The sequence below is a fragment of the Pseudoxanthomonas sp. P4_B2 genome (genome assembly GCF_056402315.1).
Window position 1 is genome coordinate 62,332 of the sequence record NZ_JBFUHQ010000002.1, and the last position, 22,130, is coordinate 84,461.

Annotated in this window: 17 protein-coding genes; 8 read left to right on the plus strand and 9 right to left on the minus strand. The window is 60.9% G+C overall.

Features of this window, described 5'->3' with window-relative positions:
• Nucleotides 1–192 precede the first annotated feature (192 nt).
• The gene (locus tag AC1DTQ_RS04850) at nt 193–963 is read left to right on the plus strand and encodes an SDR family oxidoreductase (protein ID WP_477848410.1); all 771 of its coding nucleotides are present in this window, start codon (nt 193–195) and stop codon (nt 961–963) included.
• 70 nt (nt 964–1,033) lie between these two features.
• Nucleotides 1,034–1,528, plus strand: coding sequence for an Ohr family peroxiredoxin (locus AC1DTQ_RS04855; RefSeq protein ID WP_477848411.1), 495 nt, complete (start codon nt 1,034–1,036; stop codon nt 1,526–1,528).
• Nucleotides 1,529–1,857: 329 nt separating this feature from the next.
• On the opposite strand, the gene AC1DTQ_RS04860 is transcribed toward AC1DTQ_RS04855, so the two are convergent.
• Together AC1DTQ_RS04860 and AC1DTQ_RS04865 are read right to left on the minus strand one after the other, a co-directional pair.
• A complete protein-coding gene (locus tag AC1DTQ_RS04860; protein ID WP_477848412.1) occupies nt 1,858–2,592 on the minus strand; it encodes a TerC family protein in 735 nt (244 codons plus the stop codon).
• 532 nt (nt 2,593–3,124) lie between these two features.
• The gene (locus AC1DTQ_RS04865) at nt 3,125–3,895 is read right to left on the minus strand and encodes an alpha/beta fold hydrolase (protein ID WP_477848413.1); all 771 of its coding nucleotides are present in this window, start codon (nt 3,893–3,895) and stop codon (nt 3,125–3,127) included.
• A gap of 118 nt (nt 3,896–4,013) precedes the next feature.
• Between AC1DTQ_RS04865 and AC1DTQ_RS04870 the strand changes: the two genes are divergently transcribed.
• On the plus strand, nt 4,014–4,847 hold the full coding sequence (locus AC1DTQ_RS04870; RefSeq protein WP_477848414.1) for an AraC family transcriptional regulator: 834 nt from the start codon (nt 4,014–4,016) through the stop codon (nt 4,845–4,847).
• Between the two features lie 121 nt (nt 4,848–4,968).
• Here AC1DTQ_RS04870 and AC1DTQ_RS04875 read toward each other — a convergent pair whose 3' ends face one another.
• Nucleotides 4,969–6,879: an amidohydrolase gene (locus AC1DTQ_RS04875; protein WP_477848415.1), complete on the minus strand. Its 1,911-nt coding sequence runs from the start codon at nt 6,877–6,879 to the stop codon at nt 4,969–4,971.
• 242 nt (nt 6,880–7,121) lie between these two features.
• Between AC1DTQ_RS04875 and AC1DTQ_RS04880 the strand changes: the two genes are divergently transcribed.
• Both AC1DTQ_RS04880 and AC1DTQ_RS04885 read left to right on the plus strand, forming a co-directional pair.
• A complete protein-coding gene (locus tag AC1DTQ_RS04880; RefSeq protein ID WP_477848416.1) occupies nt 7,122–8,015 on the plus strand; it encodes a LysR family transcriptional regulator in 894 nt (297 codons plus the stop codon).
• 106 nt (nt 8,016–8,121) lie between these two features.
• Nucleotides 8,122–8,475: a nuclear transport factor 2 family protein gene (locus AC1DTQ_RS04885; RefSeq protein WP_477848417.1), complete on the plus strand. Its 354-nt coding sequence runs from the start codon at nt 8,122–8,124 to the stop codon at nt 8,473–8,475.
• Nucleotides 8,476–8,601: 126 nt separating this feature from the next.
• Here AC1DTQ_RS04885 and AC1DTQ_RS04890 read toward each other — a convergent pair whose 3' ends face one another.
• The 5 genes from AC1DTQ_RS04890 to AC1DTQ_RS04910 form a co-directional block, all read right to left on the minus strand.
• Entirely contained in the window at nt 8,602–9,042 is a 441-nt protein-coding gene (locus tag AC1DTQ_RS04890) for a YybH family protein (protein WP_477848418.1), read from the minus strand.
• A gap of 235 nt (nt 9,043–9,277) precedes the next feature.
• Nucleotides 9,278–10,018 carry an SDR family NAD(P)-dependent oxidoreductase gene (locus AC1DTQ_RS04895; protein WP_477848419.1) on the minus strand — a complete coding sequence of 247 codons (741 nt, stop codon included), beginning with the start codon at nt 10,016–10,018 and terminating at the stop codon, nt 9,278–9,280.
• A gap of 232 nt (nt 10,019–10,250) precedes the next feature.
• Complete coding sequence (locus AC1DTQ_RS04900; RefSeq protein WP_477848420.1) at nt 10,251–11,696, minus strand: alginate export family protein; 1,446 nt, start codon at nt 11,694–11,696, stop codon at nt 10,251–10,253.
• Between the two features lie 428 nt (nt 11,697–12,124).
• On the minus strand, nt 12,125–13,969 hold the full coding sequence (locus tag AC1DTQ_RS04905; RefSeq protein WP_477848421.1) for an NPCBM/NEW2 domain-containing protein: 1,845 nt from the start codon (nt 13,967–13,969) through the stop codon (nt 12,125–12,127).
• Between the two features lie 93 nt (nt 13,970–14,062).
• The gene (locus AC1DTQ_RS04910; protein ID WP_477848422.1) at nt 14,063–16,936 is read right to left on the minus strand and encodes a TonB-dependent receptor; all 2,874 of its coding nucleotides are present in this window, start codon (nt 16,934–16,936) and stop codon (nt 14,063–14,065) included.
• A 133-nt stretch (nt 16,937–17,069) separates the two neighbouring features.
• Between AC1DTQ_RS04910 and AC1DTQ_RS04915 the strand changes: the two genes are divergently transcribed.
• The gene (locus tag AC1DTQ_RS04915) at nt 17,070–17,849 is read left to right on the plus strand and encodes a DeoR/GlpR family DNA-binding transcription regulator (RefSeq protein ID WP_477848423.1); all 780 of its coding nucleotides are present in this window, start codon (nt 17,070–17,072) and stop codon (nt 17,847–17,849) included.
• A 9-nt stretch (nt 17,850–17,858) separates the two neighbouring features.
• On the opposite strand, the gene AC1DTQ_RS04920 is transcribed toward AC1DTQ_RS04915, so the two are convergent.
• Nucleotides 17,859–18,980 (minus strand): amidohydrolase family protein, encoded by a 1,122-nt coding sequence (locus tag AC1DTQ_RS04920; protein WP_477848424.1) that lies wholly within the window; start codon nt 18,978–18,980, stop codon nt 17,859–17,861.
• Between the two features lie 112 nt (nt 18,981–19,092).
• Between AC1DTQ_RS04920 and AC1DTQ_RS04925 the strand changes: the two genes are divergently transcribed.
• On the plus strand, nt 19,093–21,192 hold the full coding sequence (locus AC1DTQ_RS04925) for a glycoside hydrolase family 36 protein (RefSeq protein WP_477848425.1): 2,100 nt from the start codon (nt 19,093–19,095) through the stop codon (nt 21,190–21,192).
• Nucleotides 21,189–22,115, plus strand: a complete 927-nt coding sequence (locus AC1DTQ_RS04930; RefSeq protein WP_477848426.1) for an EamA family transporter — start codon at nt 21,189–21,191, stop codon at nt 22,113–22,115. The genes AC1DTQ_RS04925 and AC1DTQ_RS04930 overlap by 4 nt, the downstream gene beginning before the upstream one ends.
• Nucleotides 22,116–22,130: the final 15 nt, after the last annotated feature.

The following is a 22,130-nucleotide window of genomic DNA, read 5'->3' on the forward strand; positions in this document are numbered from 1 at the left end:
GGAGAGATCGAAGCCGGGTCTCGATTGGTGCATAGCGGGCAACACTGTGAATCCAACGGGGTACCTATCGGCACATCCCGGAGGAGACATACGATTCCAACCACGTCCGGAGCAGATTCGTCTTTCCGCCGTTCTGTCCCGTTGCTTTGTTGGCAAACGCAGGGACGACCCATCCTTCTAAAGAGGTGAAACATGAAGATCGTCGTGATCGGTGGTACCGGCCTTATCGGCAGCAAGGTCGTCGCGCGCCTGACCCAGCAGGGCCACGAAGTGCTGGCCGCCGCACCTTCCTCAGGCGTCAATACGCTGACCGGCGAAGGCTTGGACGAGGCCATTGCCGGCGCCCGTGTGGTGATCGACCTGGCCAACTCACCCTCGTTCGAGGACCAGGCGGTTCTGGATTTTTTCCAGACTGCAGGGCGCAACCTCGCGGCCGCCGAGGCCAAGGCAGGCGTTGCGCACCATATCGCTCTGTCGGTGGTCGGCACCGACAGGCTGTCGGCCAGCGGTTACTTCCGCGGCAAGATCGCCCAGGAACGGCTAATCAAGGAATCCGGGATTCCCTACACCATCATCCATTCCACCCAGTTCTATGAGTTCCTGCCCAGCATCATCAAAGGGGGCACCGAGGGCGACACAGTTCGACTCTCCCCTGCCTTCGTGCAGCCCATCGTGTCCGACGACGTGGCCGACGCGGTAGCCCGCGTTGCACTCGGGGCGCCGGCCAATGGCGTCGTCGAGATCGCCGGCCCGGAGCGCGAGCATCTGTCGAAACTTGCACAGCGATTTATGACCCTTACCCAGGATCCGAAGACGCTGGTTTCCGATGTCCACGCCCCCTACTTCGGCGCTGAGCTTGAACCGGATACGTTGGTTCCCGCCGATGGCGCATGGCTGGGAAAGGTTGGTTTCGTGGGTTGGCTGCGCAGTTCTGAATTCGCGCGTTTCGCCCCTGGGCAGTAAGTACACGGCGGGCTTGACCACGCAACCTTTAGATTTTCGATGTCCGCGCCGGTAGATCCAGGGAATTCCAATGAGACGATTGCGCCGACCACCCACCAGTCTCCTGGATAAATTCCATGGCGATGAGGTGCAAGCGCTCTACACCGGCACGGTCGTGGTCACCGGCGGCGAAGCGGTGCATGGACGCGCTTCAGGCATCGCACGGTCGCAGGACGGAGAGCTGGAACTGCACCTGCGTCTGCCCAAGGAGCTGGGAGGCGACGGCGGCGGAACCAATCCGGAGCAGTTGCTTGCCGCTGGATACGCCGCCTGTTTCCATGGCGCGCTCAGCCTGCTGGCGGCGCGCCGCGGGTTAGATATCCCGGACGTCACAGTGACCGCCGCCGTCACCTTCGGCAGGGATCCGATCGACGGCCTGTTCCTGCTTACCTCGGAAATTCGCGTTGCGATGCCTGGCGTCGATCGCGCACTGGCGGAAGAGCTGCTGCGCAATACCGAGCGGAATTGCCCGTACACGAAGATGTTCCGCCAAGGCATCGAGAGTGTGGTGATCCTGGAAACGTAACGTGTCGGCGTTCTGGGGCACTCCAGAAAATGCACGTCGGAATGCGTATGTGGGAGTAACCATAAGTTGGACGCCCATAGAAAGCATAAGTTGACCGGCCCGCTGGCGACCATTTGAATCGACCCAGTGTCCGCTTCCGGCCAGGACCGGGCATTGAGGCTCGACAGAACGGGACCCGCTCTACAGCTCGGCTAGGACGGTGAGCATGAGCATTAGATCCTGCGCGTTTCTCTGATCGCCCCCGCCGACAAGATCAGGCCCGCTATTTCATAAGCTTTGAATTTCTGGGTCTGCTGTTCGCGAATGGCTGCTTTGCCCCCGCAGGCTCGTCAAGGCAGCGCTTGCGACTGCCTTTTATTTTCCTCCTTGCGACGAATCCACAAGTTGATCAACTCTACGAAGACCGAGAACGCCATCGCCGTGTACACATATCCTTTGGAAATGTGCTGACCAAACCCATCGGCGATCAGTACCAGACCGATCATGATGAGGAAGCTGAGCGCAAGTACCTTCACCGTTGGATGCCGTTCGACGAAGTCCCCAATGGGGCGTGCAAACATCAGCATGAAGGCAATCGAGATCAGGATCGCGGTCACCATGATCCATCGCTCGTCGACCATTCCCACCGCGGTGATGATCGAATCAAGCGAGAACACGATGTCCAAGAGCATGATCTGCGCAATCACTCCGCCAAACGTGGCCGCCGCAGAAACTACGACGTGCTCCGATGCACCTTCGAGCTTCTGGTGGATCTCGTGAGTTGCCTTGCCGATAAGGAAGAGGCCGCCGCCGATCAGAATCAGATCGCGCCAGGAGAACGCTTGGTCGAAGAGCGTGAATAGCGGGGCAGTGAGCCCGATGATCCAGGCGACGACTAACAGCAGTGCGAGCCGCGTTATCGCAGCGAGTGCAATGCCGATCTTGCGTGCGCGATCTCGCTGCTCGGGCGGCAACCGCCCGGCCAAGATTGAAATGAAGATGATGTTGTCGATCCCCAGCACCAGCTCGAGCGCAGTGAGGGTGGCAAGTGCGATCCATACTTCTGGGTTGGCTAAAGCTTCCATGGGGCTCTCTTCGCGATAAGGACTCCACCCGCTACTACGGGCAGACCAAGACAAGCACACCGTGTGAATTCGGCATGCCTGAACGCGAAGGTCTTGCTCGCGCCTCATGTTTGAGGCGCTACTGCACCGGAGCAAAAACGCTCGTATTGACGGCGACAGCGATTGGGAGCTACTCCCCTTCCGCAAAAAGTCTACCACACGGGTTGTGGCGAGCTCGCTCACGTGGCCACTAACGCTGAGCGTGGCTCGCACCCTCCGGGACCACTCAATTCAATGGGCCGATAAGCTAAGTCTGCCCGTTAATTTTCGCGAATATCCGCTCCGGGCCGAAAGGAGACATCATTGAATGGCTGTCGTATTGCCAAGTGTCGTCTAGTAATACGAGTTGGATTATTGATCACCTCACGGGGAGATCTCCATCACTTACTACTAGTTTTTATTTTCACTTTATAAAGGACTTAGGCGGCATATCCGTATGCTTCGACAAGCTGTCGGGGGTCGTTGCAACCCCCGGCAGCGATCCTCGCCCGGATTACTTCGCCGCCGCTCGCGCTGCTTCGACGATCACCTTGGCCACCGATTCAGGGTCGGACACCATCGGCACGTGGCTGGTTTGCAGCTCCACGGTGGTCGCGCGAATCTTCTTGGCTAGCGCACGCTGCGCACCCGGGTCGATCATGCGGTCCTGGGCGGCGACGATGTACCACGACGGCTTGCTGGTCCACGCGGCCACGGTGACGGGCTGTTCGAAGTTGGCGCCACGCACTGCGCCCTGGGTGGCATGGATCAGGTTTGCCTCCTCGGCGCTGACATCCTGCGCGAAGTCGCGGGCGATCGCGTCGGCGGGCAGGGTCAGGTAACCATCGGCGTCGGCGATGAAGTGCGCGAAGCCCGGCGGCGTCGGGAAGTCCTTCGTGTCGACCACCGGAGCGGCATTGAGCGACGGTGCGAATGCGGCGACATAGACCAAGGCCTTCACTTTGTCATGGCCGCCTGCCTGCGTGATCACCGAACCACCCCAGGAATGGCCGACCAGCACGACCGGACCCGTCTGCGCATTGATGACCCGGTTGGCGGCGACTACGTCGTCCTCAAGCGAAGTTAAAGGGTTCTGCACCACGACAGCATTCAAGCCCTCGGCCTGAAGCAACGGGATGACCTTGTTCCATGACGAGCCGTCGGCGAAGGCGCCGTGGACCAGCACCACGGTCGGGCGGGTATCGGCGATTGGAGTGGGGGTGGCGGCAGACGCGGTGCCCAGGCTGAGGGCGGTAGCGAGGACCAGGGGGGCGAGGATGTTCACGGGTGGCTCCTTGGTAGTGGGTTGGGTGGGCCGGGTCGTTCCCGGTAAGGACACTATCCTCGTTTCATTTGGCTTTTATGTGCTGTAAAGTCCACATAACTTGTCAATGAGTCCAAAAATGACCGACCGACTTGAGGCTCTGCTGGGTCACTTCCCGGTGCGGGCGGCCATCCTGCATGCCGGCGCCCTGTGCGGCACCCACGAAATACCGATGCGCCCAACCTTGGGCCAGTTGCATCTGGTCCGGCGCGGCACCTTGGTCGTACACCACGCCGCCGGCAAGCCGATCACCCTCACCGAGCCGAGCCTGCTGCTGTATCCGCGGCCCTGCGCCCATCGCTTCGTGATCGACGACCCCGAGGGCGCGGAATTGGCCTGCGCCGACCTCGGCTTCGACGGCGCGGCCGAACATCCGCTGGTGGCCGCGCTCCCGGACTTCGTCTGTCTGCCGCTGGACCAGCTGGGCAGTGCGCGCCCGTTGCTGGATCTGCTGTTTGAGGAGGCGTTTGACCAGCGCTGCGGCCGTGGCGAAGTGTTGGCGCGCCTTTTCGAGTTGGTGCTAATCCAGGTGCTGCGGTATCAGATGGAAGAACAGCGGGGGCACGCAGGATTGATGTCGGGGCTAGCGCATCCGCGCCTGCGCCGCGCGATCACCACGATGCACGAGCGGCCCGGTGAAAACTGGACGCTGGAGACACTGGCCGCGACTGCCGGCATGTCGCGCAGCTCCTTCGCGCAGACGTTTCGCAGCACCGTGGGCAGCACACCCGGCGAGTACCTGCAGCGGTGGCGGATCTTGCTGGTGCAGAAGGGGCTGCGCAGTGGCAAACCCTTGAAGCTGCTGGTGGATGAAGTGGGCTACGCGAGCGAGTCGGCCTTGTCACGGGCGTTCAAGGCGCAGGCGGGAGTTTCGCCCAGAGAGTGGAGGGGGCGAGGGCTGGGGGCACTCTAAGACCGGCTTGGACCGGCTCGGACAAGTTGTACAACCGGGACTCTGCGATCCGGTTGCACTACCGAACGCGCCCTCTAAAGGGCGCGCTAAATTCGTCAGTAAGGCATATCGCGAGTTGATATCACTTGGACTGGTAGTAGCCGCCGAAATACTTCACGGGCGACCACTCAGGCAGCGTAGGCGGCAACTTGGGAGCAAGATCGGCGTAGGTTTGCGCGCCGAATACGACCCGACCATCGACGACGGTCAGGACGGAGGAGATGGTCTTGATCTGGTCTTCGGGCACCGTGAAGTAGTCCTTGTCCAGTAGGGCAAAGTCAGCGAGGTTGCCAGGAGATATTTTGCCCATCTCGTTCTCTTGTTGGACAAACCAGGCCGGCCCGACCGTGAACAATGCGAGCGCTTCGGCGCGTGTGAGTCGGTTGTCTTTTGCCAGGATTACAGAGCCCGACACCGACTTACCGGTGGTCATCCAGCTAATGCCTACCCACGGATTGAAGGTGGACGCGCGGAAAGCGTCTGTGGTCATGGCCAGAGGAACTCCGCTATCCACCAGCTCACGCAATCTTGGCGTATACCATGCTTTCTCCACGCCATAGGTCCTGATGAAGCCGTCTCCGTGGGAGGCCATCTTCGTATCCAGGGCAATGCCACCGCCTAGCTTCTTGACGCGGGCGATGTTCTCTGGGGAAATGGTTTCGGCGTGCTCGATGCTCCAGCGTAGACCATCAAGAGGCCTCTTGCGATTAACGCTTTCCAGTGCATCGAGAAAGGGCGAGATATTTTCGTTGTAGCTAACGTGCATGCGGAAGGGAATGCCATGCTGCACTAGCTTGGTGATGTCTTCCTCCATTTTTGTGCGCATAAGGTCCGGATCGATGATGACTGCCGGCCTGTCGAAGTTCTCGTGATCGTGCAACTCCATCCTGAGCAACTCGCCGGCACCTTCATACTCATAGCCATGCGCCATTGTGGGATGCAAGTTCTGGCCCGCACTGATGGGCGCTTTCTTGGTGACCGCATTGATCTCTGCATCTACCAGGCTGGCGCTGCTCTCGTCGCCGAACTGGAGGTCAATGAACGGAAAGCGGACGTTGAGCCGCCTTTCTTTGATCAACGTATCTATTGGTGTGTGCCCAACGGGATAGCCGATCAGGGGTGCTGCATCGACGATGGAGGTAATGCCGAAGCGATTGAGGTCGTTGATGGCGTTCGTGATGGAACTCACCTGCTCTTCAAAGGACGCCTGAGGAACCATGAACTCCAGCGGGATGAACGTAAAGGTGTAGCCATGGACAACGCCGGTGAAGTTGCCGTTGGCATTTTTCTCGAACTCGGTGCCAGGCGGCGTTGGGAACTTGTCGGTTCCAACACCGAATGCTTTCATGGCCAGATCATTCATGAAGGCGCGGTTATAGGCGTATTGCACGATCAAAGGCCTGTCAGGCACCGCCTTGCGTAACTCATCCAATGTGGGAAACCGGTTCTCCTTGAACTGATAGGGCGACCAGCCGCCAATGACCTTTACCCATTGGCCCTCGGGGGTGCGCTTTGCTTGCTCGCTTAGCATGGCCAACGCGCGCTTGAGGGTTGGAACTCCATCCCACCTTACGACGTAGTTGTAGCCGCGCTCGTTGAGGACATGGGTATGGGCGTCGTTGATTCCGGGAATCAGGCGCCTCTGGCCCGCATCGATAAGCTGTGTCTTATTGCCCTTCAGGCTCAGGATGTCCGCATCTCGACCGACGGAGTAAATGCGGCCCGCTTTTACCGCCAACGCGGAAGCTTCAGGCTGCGATTTGGTGCCGGTGAATATCTTTGCGTTGTAAACGATTAGGTCTGCGCCGGGATTATCCTGCGCCGCCTGTGCCTGAAACGCGGACAACGATAGAATTGCCACAAACGCGATGAATATTTTCCTGATCATTTTTCTCTCGTTTCCGCTGATTTTGAGTGCAATGAAGAGCTGGCTATCTGCTAGCCCTTGTTCGACGACGGCGTTTTCGGTCGCGCGGGCCGATGTAATAGACATCGAACCCCCTGAGGCGTGTCGAGTCCAATCACTGAGTGGCGTAGACGCCCAAACCGCTTTGGTGGGACAGTGCCATCTCACCCGGTGCCACGGTAGTCCCGAGTGGCGCGAAACAGTGTCGCTACATCAGGAACGTGCTTATAAATTTCAAAGAACTTGGTAGAGTGCAGGACAAACAATGCTAGGCAGCGCGTTGCTTGCGTTGATTGTTGTAAAACTGTGTCGCCGATCAGGAGCGCCAAGTGGACATTGAGGATTTGAGGACCTTTGTCGAAGTTGCTGATGCCGGAGGCGTGTCGACGGCCGCGCGACGTCTTGGTATCTCGAAATCCATCGTAAGCCGGCGCCTGGTTCGCCTTGAAGAGGCGATTGGCGCCCAGCTCCTGTCTCGGACCACCCGGGGCGCTGCACTCACCGAGGCTGGCCGCATACTTCGGCCGCACGCCGAGAAAGCGTGTGCAGAGATCGACCTGGCAAAAGAAACAATGTTTCCCACCGGTGAATTGCGCGGGCTTTTGCGAATCGCAGCACCGCTCACTTTTGGACCGACACATTTCGCGCCGGTGCTTGCCATCATGGCTCGCCGCCACCCCGAACTGCAGATACACGCAGCGTATAGCGATCGGTTCTCCGATCTTGTGGGGGAAGGTTTCGACTGCGCAATTAGAGTGGGCACATTGGCTGATTCAAGCATGATTGCGCGCCGAGTCGCTCCGTTGTTCGGTAGCTATGTGGCGAGCCCCGAATACATTAAGAGATTCGGTGCACCTCAGACTGGCGAAGAGCTTCTCGCTCACCAGGCGCTTATGCAAGGCACCGAATCGTGGCAGCTGGTGGACGGCGACCAGGTCGTCACAATCCACCCGAGTGGCCGCTTCAAGGCCGATAATGGTGCGGCACTGTTGGCGGCCGCCCTTGCGGGAGTTGGCATCGCTGCACTGCCTGATCCCATTGTGGAAGAGTATGTCGCTTCCGGCGAGCTAGTCCGTGTCATGACGCGCCATCCACCGCCGCCGGCAGGTATTTATGTAGTTCGCCCGCCTGGGCCGCTTGTGCCGCGCAAAGTGCAAGTCCTCATCGATCTGCTGATCGAATGTTCTGACCAAGAACCCCCCATTATTGGCAGGACCCGCTGAGCGCGTGCGTTCGAGGGGAGGCATTCCTGAGTATGAAATCGCGCCTATTGGAGATCCTTATCCTCTCCATTCAACTTAGGGGCATGTCCTCCTAGGAGACACTTCGATGTCAGATCAGAACAAGGCGACTTTAGAACAGGCCAATGCCGCCATTAGGGCAGGCGATCACGAAGGCTTCCTATCCCACTGCCAGGAAGACCTGGTTTGGACAACCGTGGGCCAGCACGGCCTGAGAGGCAAATCGGCGGTGCGCGAATGGATGCTCCGGAACTACATCGACCCGCCCCAGTTTACCGTTGCAGAATTAATCGCCGAGGGAGACTTAGTAGCTGCACTGGGCACCATCCAGGTAGAAATCGACGGGGTCAGCGCGACCCACTCTTACTGCGACATGTGGCGATTCCGTCAGGGCAAGATGGCAGAGCTACGTGCTTTCGTCGTTCCCGAAGGCAAGAATTGAACACGCGATGTCTCTCGAAGCAGAGTCGTGCCGCCTAGGTATGCGGTGCTAAGGCGTGAGGGTGCCATGGTTCCACTCTGCGCGACACCAATCATCTCGTCATGCTGGTCAAGTTACGCCAGCAGTTCACTGAGGGAGCGGGTTCGTAGTCGCGAAGGAGTAGCGCGCGATCTTCCACGCGTCGTCATCGCCTTTTTGGAAGATGAATAGTTCGTGGTTGGCGTCGGGGACGCGCTGTTTGATCGCATTCACGGTCACATGCCCGTTCGAGCTCGTCCGGACGAACGCCCAGTTCGGAGCGACCTGCACGATCTCCTCGACTGTTAACTCGGTATCGAAAGTAATCGCCTGAAAAATGCCGGTGTAGGCAGCCCGAATTTCATCGGCTCCGACGGTGGAAGGGTTGTTCGGGGCCATGAAAACACCGTCCTGTGCGAACACGGCCAGCACGTTGTCGACATTCGACGCATTTAGCGCCGTCTCGTAGGTCTGCAATACTTCTTGGATGTCAGACTGAACCGCAGTGGCGTCCGCGACATTGCCTACGGATTTCACGAGCTTTTTCATGACTTGCATCCCCTCATTCGTTCAAATGGTAGACGTTGAAAGCTATCTCACTTCCGATAACGGGAGTAGTGAGAGGCTCTGCGCAACTGTGTCGCGGATTGCGCAACGCTGCCGTCGCGGAGAGAGGGACTTGCACTGACGCTCGCGGCCTTTCCGCGGGCTATGTCAGCGAAAGGACAGGTCACGGCGGCGTGGCGAATTACGCCGAACTGCGAGACTGTCGCCTCTTGTGTAATCAGGCAATTGCGCCGGCGTCGGCGGTTAGGATGGCGCCCGTTATCACGCTTGCAGCGGGACTGGCCAGAAACACCACTGCATTGGCGACCTCCCGCGGCTCGGCGAAGCGGCCCAATGAAGTCATGTTGCGCTGAAAGTCAGCACCTTCGCCATCGGCTGGATTTGAATCCGTATCGGTCGACCCGGGTTGCACGAGATTGACAGTGATCCCCTTTGGACCGAGTTCGCGCGAAAGGCCGCGGGTGAAGGATGTTAGCGCTGCCTTGGACATCGCATAGGCAGTGACGCCTGGAAACGGCACCCGCTCGCCCAAGCCCGAACCTATCGAGATGATTCGTCCGCCTTCGGTGAGATGCGGAATAACTGCCTTCGCAAACAGCACTGGGCCCCGCACATTGATGTCCATCATCTTCTGATAAGCATCCAGGTCAATATCGGCGATCATGCCGCTAAGGCCCACCGCGCTGTTATTGACTAGAATATCCAAGCCTCCCAGGGCTGAGACGGCCTCGCTCACCGAGCGTGCGATGGCTCCTGGATCCGCGCTGTCGGCTTGAATCGCAAAGGCGCGACGCCCCTTGCTCTCGATGGCCTTGGCGATCTGCCCAGCTTTATCGACGGAGTGCTGATAGGTGAAAGCAACGTCTGCGCCATTTTCAGCAAGCGCTAAGACGATTGCGGACCCGATCCCCCGAGATCCTCCCGTGACCAGCGCACGCTTGCCGTTTAGGTCAATCATGGTTTGCTCCTTACTCCTGTGTTTGTGGGCGGCGCGCCATGCCAGTAATGAAGCTGCGACACCCGATGCCAATAGCATGGTGATGCGAGCCGGCCTTTTGTAGTCAGGAATACGGCTAATCTGTGTCGCAGAGAACGGAACGCCGCTCAGACCATCGTAAGATCCCGAGGCGAACGCTCTGGGGTTAGGACCACGTTTTGGGACGATCTCCAGCGTCCGCGGCCGGTCGCCGTCAGAAGCGGAAAGTCGCCATCAGTCCCGCGACATTCGCCGTTCGCGACGGACCAGTCTCGCGAATGAAGCGTCCAGGCTCGAAGGTGCTGAGCGAGGCAGCAAGGGTTAGCTCCGGCGTCGCCTGCCAAGAGGCGGCAAGCTCGATCTGCGTGCCGACAAATCGAGCATCGCTATTCTGGCCACTGCGCACCAGGAAGCCGGGAATGGAATAGATGCCGTCGCCTGTGCTCTCACGCCAATATCCAACCCCGGTCAGTGACACGGCCAGACTCCGGTGCGGATGAACTGTAATCGAGGGGTGGAAATGGATGATATTGCGAGCACCCACCGGTGACTGCGAAGCAAAGTATTTACCGCGCGGGAAAAGGGGATTGAAGGTTCCCAGCTCTCCGTCATCGTGATCATCATCGCCAGAGACTACGTCGGCTGTAAGGGCAAGTTCGGGGCGGAGTGGTGCGTTGGGGAAACGGTATCTGATCTCGCCGCCGATACCCCAAGCCTCCACACGCTTATCCGCGAAGGTGCCGCGCTGAACAGCACCTTCGATATTCCAGTACCAAGTTTCGCTGTTGGCGAAGAATCTGGTCCCGACGGTGTGGACTACTTCGCGCCCAGCGCCCTGATCGAAGATGGCATTGCGGTCCCGAAAGCCGAGATAGTAAATGTCGAATCCAGTCGCCTTGTCTTTGCTAAGCCATTGCGTCGCATAAAGACCCCAAACTTCTTTTTGCCGCGACGTGCGATCGTCGAAATCACCCAGCCGGTTTTCGACTGGCTCCATATAAAGCGCGGTTAGCTGGCGCGTCGGGCTGGTTAGGACCGCTTGAACGCCGTCGAATGCGAGCGGGACGTTCACCCCGTAGCGGGTGTCGATTAAGCGGCCCGCCCCCAGTGATACCAGCTTGCGCCCGGCTGAAACCCGCAGCGAAGTGTTGTTGGCAACTGCGACATCCAATTCCCCGAACGCTTGGACCATATCGGTCCCGTTCGTATCGGCCGCAACCGGCACGCGCTCGGTGCCAGCGATTGCAGAATAGATGGGCTGCGTGAAGAACCGTACCGACCCAGCATGTAAATCGACATAGGGCATTACCCGGTTCCACACGTAATCGTCATCCGGCGCAGCCCCCCAATTCGGATTTGAATAGCCTTCATAGCGCGACCGCACTTCGATGCCGGTCGTGAGATAGGCCCAGCCGTCCTCCGTGAGGGGGATGTATTTGAAGGGCTCGGTCCAACGACCTGTGCGCGCAGCGGGGTCGCGGAGCTTGGACCAATCCTCCGAATATCGCTCGTTCGTCAGCGTCGGTGCGCGGCTAATGTCGGTTGCAACCTGCGCGTGCGCGACGGTTGAGGGGACCGCCAACGTGAGTGTCCATCCCACCAGCCGCCATGCCAATGTTTCGCTCAATCGGATGCTGTTTACGACGAGGTTTTTGGCCATGGTACCCAACTGATTTGTGTGAGAAATAGTAGGGTTTTGCAGCGTCTCCTCGGTAGCCCCGAACGAAGCTAAGCACTGTCGCAGAAAGTGGAACGCCCATGAAACCGCCTGCGCTCGTTAGCTCGCTCTCGTTCCACGCGGGGGATAGCGTGCTTGTTTTCAGCGATGCCTTCTTCCTGCACTCCGCGCCTTCATCGACTGCCTGCTTGATCATGACCTTTGATGATGCGTGGCCGAGTAATTCAGCTACTCACCACGTTGGCTAAGCGGAGACCGAGACTGGCGGTGTCCGCTTTGGGTCGAAAGCAGACATTCCACCGGGCAACAAGCGTGGCATCGAGCAAGCGCGCGATGCGCCATGGGCCCGCCATCTACGCATCGCAAGTGTTGAGTTCGGCTAGCTTTCGTTGATAGCGCATGCTCGCCAATCAATGCAGTCTTGCCTCCCCCCAAGCAATCAATAAGGGACCGCTTGTCGCTGCGGTGCCTTGGGCAATCAGTTCGAGAATCTCGACGCCCGAGACCTTTAAGTCGACCTTGGCGGGCACAGCACCGTGGCTCAGCGGGCTGCTCTCAAACAGCAACTTGCGGTCACCATAGACTTTGAAAACCACCCGGTCATCGGTATCCGGGGAGCTGTCATCCACGCCAACCATGGCAGTGAAACGGCTGAATTGCCCTTTCGCCAGAATTTCCAGTCGCGAGTTCGCCTGAATTCCAATGCCATAGTCTTGGCGACGACCGGTCAAACTGATCTGACCACCTTGCGGAGTGAAGTCGGCCCGCGGGCCGCCCGATGCTGTAGTTACGTCCGGGTTGACAATAGTTACCCCGTCGGCGGCAACATTGATCCGTCCGAGCATTTCGGTCAGGAAATAGCCGTCGCCCGCCAGGGCGTCCCCGACGACTTTGAACATGCGGGTCTCGCGCGGGGCGACAGAAACCAGAAGCTTGTCGAGCCCGGGAGGAAGATCCCTATGCATCCATAGGTCACGCACGCTCGCCTCGGTGCCGGGTTTCAGCTTCAGTTGTTTCCAGGTCACGACTACGTCCGCGTTATCTGCCCCTCGATTGAAAACGGCCACGGCCCGCTCTCCGCTTCCGGCCAGGGTTTTCACCAGCACCTGCACTTTGCCGTCGTCGTGCACGATCGCGCCCTGGTTGCCTGCACGATCCTGATTGACCGCGATCACTTCCTGGTTGAGCAGTATCTCGAGGATCGGTTGCGGCGCCTTGTTCAGATCGAAGCCTATCAACAGCGGCGCCGACAGGATCGACCACAGCGAGAAATGCGTCTTCGCTTCGGTCAGGTGATTGCCGTCGAACTCGCCCAGACCGATGGCCAACATATCGGGATCGTTCCAGCGTCCGGGGCCCGCGTACATTTCGCGTTTGGCGGCGCTGTCGAAGTTGTGCAGCAGGCTTTCCCACGTCGGTTCGATATCGGCGCTGGTACGCCAGAGATTGCCGTGCATGCCGCCCCAGCGACGCGAATCGGCCTCGCCCCATACGCAGATGGCCAGCACCGCGTCGGCATCGGGATTGAGTTCCTTCAATAGCCGGCCGATCCTGGCATAGCGCGTTTCCACGCCGTCCAGGTCGGAACTGTCGGGTTGCTCGCGGGTGAACTGCGGCTTGAATTCCTCGTACTGCCCAGCGACGACGGGTGCGTTGTCGCGCCCATAGTCGGCAAGTCCGCAGGCATCCACTTTCACATAGTCGAAGCCCCACTCCTGGAAGTACAGGCGCAGGTCCTGGTATTCGTAGCCGTCAAGTCCGACCTCGCGTTCCAGCACCGTTCCCTCGGGCAGGTTGGGGCTCTGCGGATCCCAGCGCTGCGAGCAGCTGTTCTTGCCCGAATCGGTATAAATGCCCGCCTTGAAACCCATCGCATGCAGCCGATCGGTCAGCGGCCGGAAGCTGGTCTGGCCGTCGGGCCCGGTGGCGGCGCTGGGAAAGATCGAAGTGCGGATGATCATCCGTCCGTCGGCGCCGCGCTTCAGCCACCAGCCATCGTCGAGGTTGATGTAGCGGTAACCGGCGGCGGCCAGACCGGAATGTTTGATCTTGTCGGCATTGGCCATAATCTTGCCCTCGTCCACTTCGGTACGGAAGGCATTCCAGGGATTCCATCCCATCGGCGGAGTGGCCGCGGCCTCACCACCGTACACGGAGAACTTTCCGCTGGGTCGGAGTTCGGCGGTTTGCGCGTGGGCGGAGAACGACGCGGAGATCGCAACCACCATCGCTGCGGACAATATCTTTCGGAACATTTTCTGGCCTCCATAGCAATCGGGGGAGAATGAAGGCTCCCTTCGCAGGGAGCCTTCGTCTTGCTGCGCCGGGCGGCCAACTTCGACTGCGGCCTAGAACCGGTAGCTGACCCCCAGATTGACCGAGCGTCCATAGCGGTAATAACCCTGCGACAGCAGCGGATTGCCGTTGATGCTGTAGGTCTGTTCGTCGTCCAGCAGGTTCTGGCCTTCCAGGCTGACGCTGAACCTGTCGTTGAATTTGTACGACACATGCGCGGTGAGCCAGGTGATGGCATCGGCCTGTTCGTTGTAGCCGGCGCCCAGCACGTTGATGGCGGTGACGAAACCGTCGGTATGGTCGGCATTGGCGCCCAGCGACCACTTGCCTTTTTCGTACATCAGGCCTAGCGAGTAAGTGGCCGGCGCGATGCCTTCCAGCGGCCGCTTCTCATCGCCCACCCAGCTGTTGGACCAGTTGCGGGTGTACTGCGCGCGCACGCCGAAGCCGTTATCCCAGAAGTGCTGCAGGCCGAATTCCAGTCCATGCACCTTGGCGTAGTCGCCGTTGATGGGGCGCATCACGTTGAACAGGGTCGGGCCGGTGGTGATCGGAACGCCGTTGGCGTCGACGATGGGGCCCACGCCGATATCCTGGCCCGGCTCCCAGCTGGTGGTGATCTGGTTCTCGATGCGCTTGTAGAACGCGGCGATGTTGATGATGGACTGCTCGGAGAAATACCACTCCAGCGAAACGTCGCCCTGCTTGGCGCTGTACGGTTTCAGATTGGCGTTGCCGCCGTAGATCTGGGTGAACTCGCCCCACGACACGCTGGCGGTAGTGTTGGTCGGCGCCAGCTTGTCCACCGGCGGGCGCGCCATGGTCTTGGCCGCGCCCACGCGCAGTTGCAGGTCGTCGGTAAAGCGCCAGATGAAGTTGGCCGACGGCAGCGCGAAGGTGTAGTCCGAGTCCTGCACGATGGGCGTGGGCTCTGCGTAGTCGGCGGTGTAGTTGAACGCGCCGTTCTCGGTGATGCTCAGGATTTCGGCATCCCAGGCCTGCGCGTGAGTACGGGTCTTGACCAGCCGCACGCCGACATCGCCGCTCCAACGGTCGCCCGAGAAATCCGCCTGAACGTAGAAGGCGTTGGTGTCTTCGCTGACGCGATAGCTTTCCAGTGGGTTCCACGCCGGCGCGGCATTCGCGAAGTCGTAGGCGCTGCCGTCAGGACGCAAGTGGCCGTTGTAGGCCTCCAGCTGGGCCAGATAGTTGGGCACGTCGAAACCCAGGAAGCTGCGCGGAAAGCTGCTGCCCACGCCATCCATGAAGTGCGGGAAGTGCAGGGTGCTGGAGATCACTCCGTTGCCCAGTTCGCCCACATTGATGGCGTTGTCGCCGGAATAATAATCGGCGCCGCCATTGAGGGTGTTGTTGATCAGGTCGCGCGATTTGCTGCGCTCGGTGCGGGTGACGCCGAAGTGGAGGTCGTCCAGGTTCCATTTACCCACGAACAGCTTGCCGGCCACGCTGCCGCCGGTGATCTTGTCGGTGATGTTGTCGCCGCGCAGTTCCATGTAGTGCGTGTTGAAGTCCGAACCACCGAACTCTCCATTGGCCAGACCGGTAATCAGGTCGCGGCCATCGTCGAAGGTCACCGCCACGTTGGGCACCGCGTTTGGGCCGAGGGTGATGCGCGCGGTGTTGGGCTGGTTCATGCGCAGGACGACATAAGTGTCCTGGCCGCCGGAATAGCGCTTGGAAGTGGAACGGTAGAAATCGCCGGTGAGGGTCAGATTGTCGGTGGCTTTCCACTCGCCGTTGACGCCGTACAGATCGGTGTCGACCACGCGGTGCTCGGTCTGGTTGAGCAATTCCGGGTTGAGCCGCAGCTCGGGATCCGTGTTGTCCATAGTGAAGCCGGTGACGATGCCGTTCTGCACTTCGATGTCGGACCAGCGCCCCGGCGCGAACAGCGGATAGTAGGACTGCTGATAGGACACCTGCGGCGAATCCAGACGCGTCTTCAATCCGTCAACCACGATGCGCACGTTGTCGTTGGGGCGCCACTCGAGCTTGGCCGAGAACGCCTTGCGCTTCTTCTCTTCCAAGATAGAACCGACCCGGAACTGGCCCGGCGCGATCAAGCCCTCTTCGTCCGGATCCAGCACGCCGTCGTCATCCAGATCGATATTGCCGCCCCAGGCGTTGCCCCACCACGAGGCATCGCTGGGGTCGGGATTGCGGGTCCAGCCGCCGTCGTTGCCGGCAATGTCGGTGCGATCCTTGCGTTTGGCGTAGACCACGCCCAGCAGCAGGCCGAAGGTGTTGTCGGCGAAGGTGTTGCTGTAGGCGGCGGAAAATTTTTGTCCGTCCAGTTCAGACATCTGATTGCGGTCGCCTTCCAGGCGCACGATCGCATGTTGGCCGGGATCGTCGAAAGGACTGGCCGAACGCAGGTTGATCAGGCCGCCGACGCCGCCTTCGGTCAGCGCAGCCTGCGCGCCCTTGATCACGTCGGCGCCGCTTATCACGTCGGCCGGCAACACGTCGTAGGCGAAATCGCGGCCGGCGCCGTCGGTGGCCAGGATGCGGCCATTGAAGGTGGTGAGCGTGTACTCCGGGCCCAGACCGCGCACGCTGACCTTCTGTCCTTCGCCGCCCGCGGTGCGGGAAATGGCCACGCCGGTGATGTGGCTGAGAGAATCGGCCACGTTGTCGTCTGGGAACTTGCCCAGTTCCAGCGCGGTGATCGAATCCTGCACGGTGCCGGATTCGCGCTTGAGTTCGACCGAGCGCGCCAGGCTGCCGCGTACGCCGGTGACGACTACGGTTTCCAGCGTGTCGACTTCTTCGGCGCTGGCCGCCGCGTTTTGTTGCGCATCGGTGGCGCTGGCCGCACTGTCCTGCGCCAGGCCTACCTGGGGCATCAGCAAGGCCAGCGCGATGCCACAAAAGAGCGTGTTCCGATGCGGTTGAATAAGCTTCACTGGGTTCTCCTCAGGAGTGGGACGGCCGGCATGCGCAACAAAACGAAACCGAGCCTAGCGCATATTTCGTTTCGCATCAATAGCGAAATGTAACGAAATGTCAGATAATTCCACGCACCCCAAGGAGCTCCCCATGATCGTCACCCGCGACACCAGCCAGAGACGTCTGCAAATCAGCGAGCTGGTGCGCCAGCATGGCAGCGTGCAGGTCGCGGCGCTGGCCCAGCGCTTCGGGGTGAGCATGCAAACCGTGCGCAAGGACCTGCGCTACCTGACTGACCGCGGGGTCATGGCCCGCGCCTATGGCGGGGCGATCGACAGCGGCGTGGTCGGCGGCACGCCAACCGAGCCGCCCTACGAAGCTAAACGCACTGTGTTTCTGGACGAGAAGCGCCGCATCGGCCAGCGCGCCGCGGCCCTGGTCAAGGCCGGCGACACCATCGCCATCGATTCGGGAACTACCGCCATCCAGCTGGCCGAAGCGATGCCCAACATCGAGGTGACGGTGGTCACCAACGATTTCGGCGTGCTGACCGCACTGACTTCCAAGAGCAATATCAACATCGTCATGCTGGGCGGCGAACTGCGCCGCAAGAACATGGCCTTCTATGGCGGACTGACCGTGGAAGCACTGGGCGCGCTGCACGTGGACATGCTGTTCCTGGGCGTGGACGGCTTCGACCTGGAGCGCGGCATTACCACCCACTACGAACCCGAAGCCATGCTCAACCGCAAGATGGTCGAGGCCGCGCGCATGGTGGTCGCCATTTCCGACAGTTCCAAGTTCGGCAAGATCTGCCTGCACCGGATCATCCCGGTCAGCGACCTCAACGCGCTGATCACCGACACCAATGCGCCGGAAGAGATCCGTCAGGCCAGCCATCAGCTCGGCTTCGAGTTGATGCTGGCCTGAACTGGCGGGCTACTTGGCCGGCACGAATTCGCGCACCGAATTGGCGTAATAGATCTTGTCGATCACCGTGCGTGGCAACGCCAGACCCGACACTTCCGCGTGCAGGACTTCCACTCGCTGGGTTTCGTCCGTGGCCAGGTAGCGCCAATCCGCGGTCCACACTGCATGCGCTTCGCGCTTGAATTCCGCAGGATCCGCGTCCGGGCCGAAGGTCAGGTCGGTGCCGTACAGCAGACGGTCCTGATAGCGGATGAAGAAGTCGCGCACCTTTTTGCGATCGCGCATCGACTGGTACTGCACCTGGCTCATGCGCGCGGCTAGATCCACGCTGGCGTTAGGGTAGCGATCCAGGAACGCGGCCAGCCGGTCTACGTCGTATTCCAGACTACCCATGTGTGCGCCGACGAAACGCAACTGCGGATGCGCGGCGACGAAGCGGTCGCGCGCGGCGATCTGGTCCTCATAGCCGGGCTGATCCGGATGCAGGTACATGTGGTATTCGGGATGGTTGCGGAAGTACTCGCGGTCGTTGTCGGTGGTCATCTGCTCCAAGGGCAGCCAGCAGTTGTGGGGCTCGCCCTGGTGGCCGATCAGGGTCAAGCCGAGCGCGCTGATCTTGTCGGCCACCGGCGACAGGCCTGGTGTGTCGAGCATGATCAGCTTGCCGTCGGCATCCTTCTCTACCATGCCGACGTTCTTCCAGATCTTGACCGCGCGGGCGCCGAGTTTGGCGTCGCGGGCGAGACCTGCGTCCACCTCTTGGGTCCAGCCGGGCGTGCCGAAACCGCGCATGGAAAACGTGGTGGCCCAGTGAAAGCGTTGCGGATCCGCCCTGAGCAGCGCCAACGCGGCGTCGCGCTGCAGGGCCACACTGGGGAACGCCGGGTAATCGACATTAATCGACATCAGCTCGAAGCCGTCGGCGCGGGCCTGCTCGAGGAAGGCCGCACTCTTCGAATTGGAGTGCACATGCGCGTCGTACTTGCGCACTTTTGCGAAGTCGGCCATCGAATAGGCGTCGTCGGCAGTGGCCTGGTTCGCCACAGCCGGTGTGGGGGCGGCCGCGGCAGCAGAGAAGGAGACGAGACAGGCAATCAGGAACCAGGCCAGGTTGCGCGGAGGTGCGGTCATTGCATCGCCTCAAGTAAGATAACGAAACTTATTACCACCATATCGCAACAAAACGCTTGCATCAACCCGAAGCCATGGCGGACAATCGCCGCACCTCAACCGGAATGCCGCCATGCCCCCGATGGGACGACGCACCGTGTTAAAGCTCGTGGCCGGCGGCGTGGCTGGCGGAGTCGCCTGGGCCACCCTGCCCTGGGCGCAGTCTGCGGCCATCAGTGGCGGCAACCGCGCCGCGGCGACCGTGCAGGATCGGGCGCTGACGCTTTCCTTCGATGCGCGCCTGCATACGGCGCTCGCATCGGGCGGCGAATCCCTCACACCTTTCCAGGCCAGCGAGAGCCTGTTGTTGGCCGACGGCGCGGTGGAAGACTTCACGCTGACCGGTCAGCACGAACTTGCTCTGGACGACCCGCGCCACGGCGCTGGCCATCAGCTCATCGTCACCGGCCATTCCCCGCGCGGCATCGAGAAGCAGGTCGCGGTAACTTTCTTCAACCGCCTGCCCGGCATGGCCGTGTTGCAGACCCGCTACCGCAACGACGGCGCCGACAAGCTTGAGATCGCCGGCTGGCGCAACGGCGCCCATGAACTGGCCGAAGCGCCGGGCGGCTTCTGGAGTTTTTCCGGCGCCACCCACACCGACCGCCGTGGCTGGGTGCAGCCGCTGAAGACCGACTTCGACCAGCGCAACACCTTGTCCATGGATTCCTCCGACTACGGCGGCGGCACCCCGGTAGCCAATCTGTGGCGCCGCGATGTCGGCCTGGCCGTCGGCCATGTGGAGCCGGTGGCGCGGATACTGGACCTGCCGGTGCGCAAGACCGCATGCGGCGGAAGTATCGCGGTCGAATCGACGCAGACTTCGGTGCTGGAACCGGGACAGACACTGGTGACCGAACGCACGCTGCTGGCCGTGCATACCGGCGACCATTTCGCGCCGCTGCAGCAGTACCGGCAGTTCATGCAGGCCGAGGGTCTGCAAGGTCCGAAGCCGCCGGAGTCTGCGTTCGCGCCGATCTGGTGTGCGTGGGGCTACGAGCGCGACTTCAATGTCGAACAGATCCTGGCCACGCTGCCCAAGGCGCGCGAGCTGGGTTTCGAATGGGCGGTGCTGGACGACGGCTGGCAAACCAACGAGGGCGATTGGCGCATCGACAAGCGCAAGTTTCCGCGCGGCGAGGCGGACATGCGCGATTTCGTGAAGAAAATCCGCACACAAGGCATGCGTCCGCGACTGTGGCTGGCGCCGCTGGCCGCCGATCCGGGCAGCGATGTGCTGCACAAGCATGCGGACATGCTGCTGCTGGACCAGAACGGCGCCTTCCAGACCGTGACCTGGTGGAACGCGCTGACCCAGTGTCCTGCGTACCAGCCGACCATCGATTTCTACGTGGCTCTGGTGAAGAAGATCATCGGCGAGTGGGGCTTCGAAGGGCTCAAGCTGGACGGCCAGCATTTGAATGCGGTGGCGCCCTGCTACAACCCCGCGCACAAGCACGTGCATCCCACCGACTCGGTCGAAGGTCTGGCCACGTTCTGGAATGCCATCTACAAAGCCGCGCACGAAAGCAACCCGGAAGCAGTGGTGGAGCTGTGCCCCTGCGGCACCGCATTCGCCTTCCACAACCTGCCCGCGACCGATCAATATCCATCTTCCGATCCTTTATCTTCCTGGCAGGTGCGCAGCAAGGGAAAGTCGGTCAAGGCATTGATGGGCGACCGCAGCAGCTATGCGGGCGATCACGTGGAACTGTCGGACGGACGCGACGACTTCGCTTCCAGCGTCGGCATCGGCGCGGTGATCTCTTCCAAGTTCACCTGGCCCAAGGACACCGATCATCCCACCGCGCCGCTGCCTCCTGGCGGCTATGTGCTGACGCCTGAGCGAGAAGCGCTGTGGCGCAAGTGGGTGGGGTTGTACAAGCAGCACATGCTGCCCAAGGGCGAGTACCTGGGCACGCTTTACGACATCGGTTTCGACAAGCCCGAAGCGCATGCCATCGCCAAGGACGGAGCGATGTACTACACCTTCTATGCCGACGATTGGAACGGCAGCGTGCAATTACGCGGTCTGGGTGCGGGCCGCTACCGGGTGCGCGACCTGTTCAACGAACAGGATCTGGGCGAAGTGGAAGCGGACTCCAATCGCTTGAAGCTGGCATTCAAGCGCTTCGCGATGCTGCAGGCCACGCCGTCGGGAAGCAACGCATGAGTGCATCGTCGATCGGCGACAAGGCGCGCGCGCGCCGTCGTCCCTGGCTGGCCTTCGCACTGGCCACGGTGGCGTTGTGGGGCGTATGGGGTGCGTTGGCCGGACTGTCCGCCCAGCACGGATTTCCCGACACGTTGGTGTACTGCGTGTGGGCGCTGACCATGATCCCGCCGGCGGCATACATACTGTGGCGAAACGGCTGGAAACTGGAGCGTTCGCCGCGTGCGGTCGCCTACGGCATGACCATCGGCCTGCTGGGCGCGGGCGGGCAAATGCTGCTGTTCCACACGCTGACTATCGGGCCGGCGTACTTTGTGTTCCCCATCATCTCGCTGTCGCCGGTGGTGACCATTGCCCTGTCCTTTCTGTTGCTGCGCGAACGTACCGGCTGGCTGGGCACCCTGGGCATAGCGCTGGCGCTGGTGGCGTTGCCGCTGCTGGATCTGTCTTTCGGCCGCGGCGCGACCGAAGGCCTGGGCTGGTTCCTGCAGTCGCTGCTGATCATGCTGGCTTGGGGCGTGCAGGCCTATTTCATGCGCTTGGCCAACCACACGGTCAGCGCCGAAAGCATCTTCTTCTACATGACCGTGGGCGCGCTGCTGCTGGCGCCGGTGGCGTGGGCAATGACCGACTTCACTCAACCGATCAACCTGGGCCTGGACGGGCCGTGGATGACCGCAGGAATACAGCTGCTCAACGCCATCGGCGCGCTGACCTTGGTCTACGCCTTCCGCCATGGCAAGGCGATCGTGGTCGCGCCGTTGACCAATGCAGGCGCGCCGCTGGTGACCGCCGTGCTCTCGCTGATCTTCGCCAGCGTCGTCCCCGGGCCGTTGAAGATCGTCGGCCTGGTCCTGGCCCTCATCGCTTCACTGCTGCTGGTGCTCGAACCCGAGCGCGACGCGGCTGCACCTCTTACCTGACCGGATCTCCCTCGC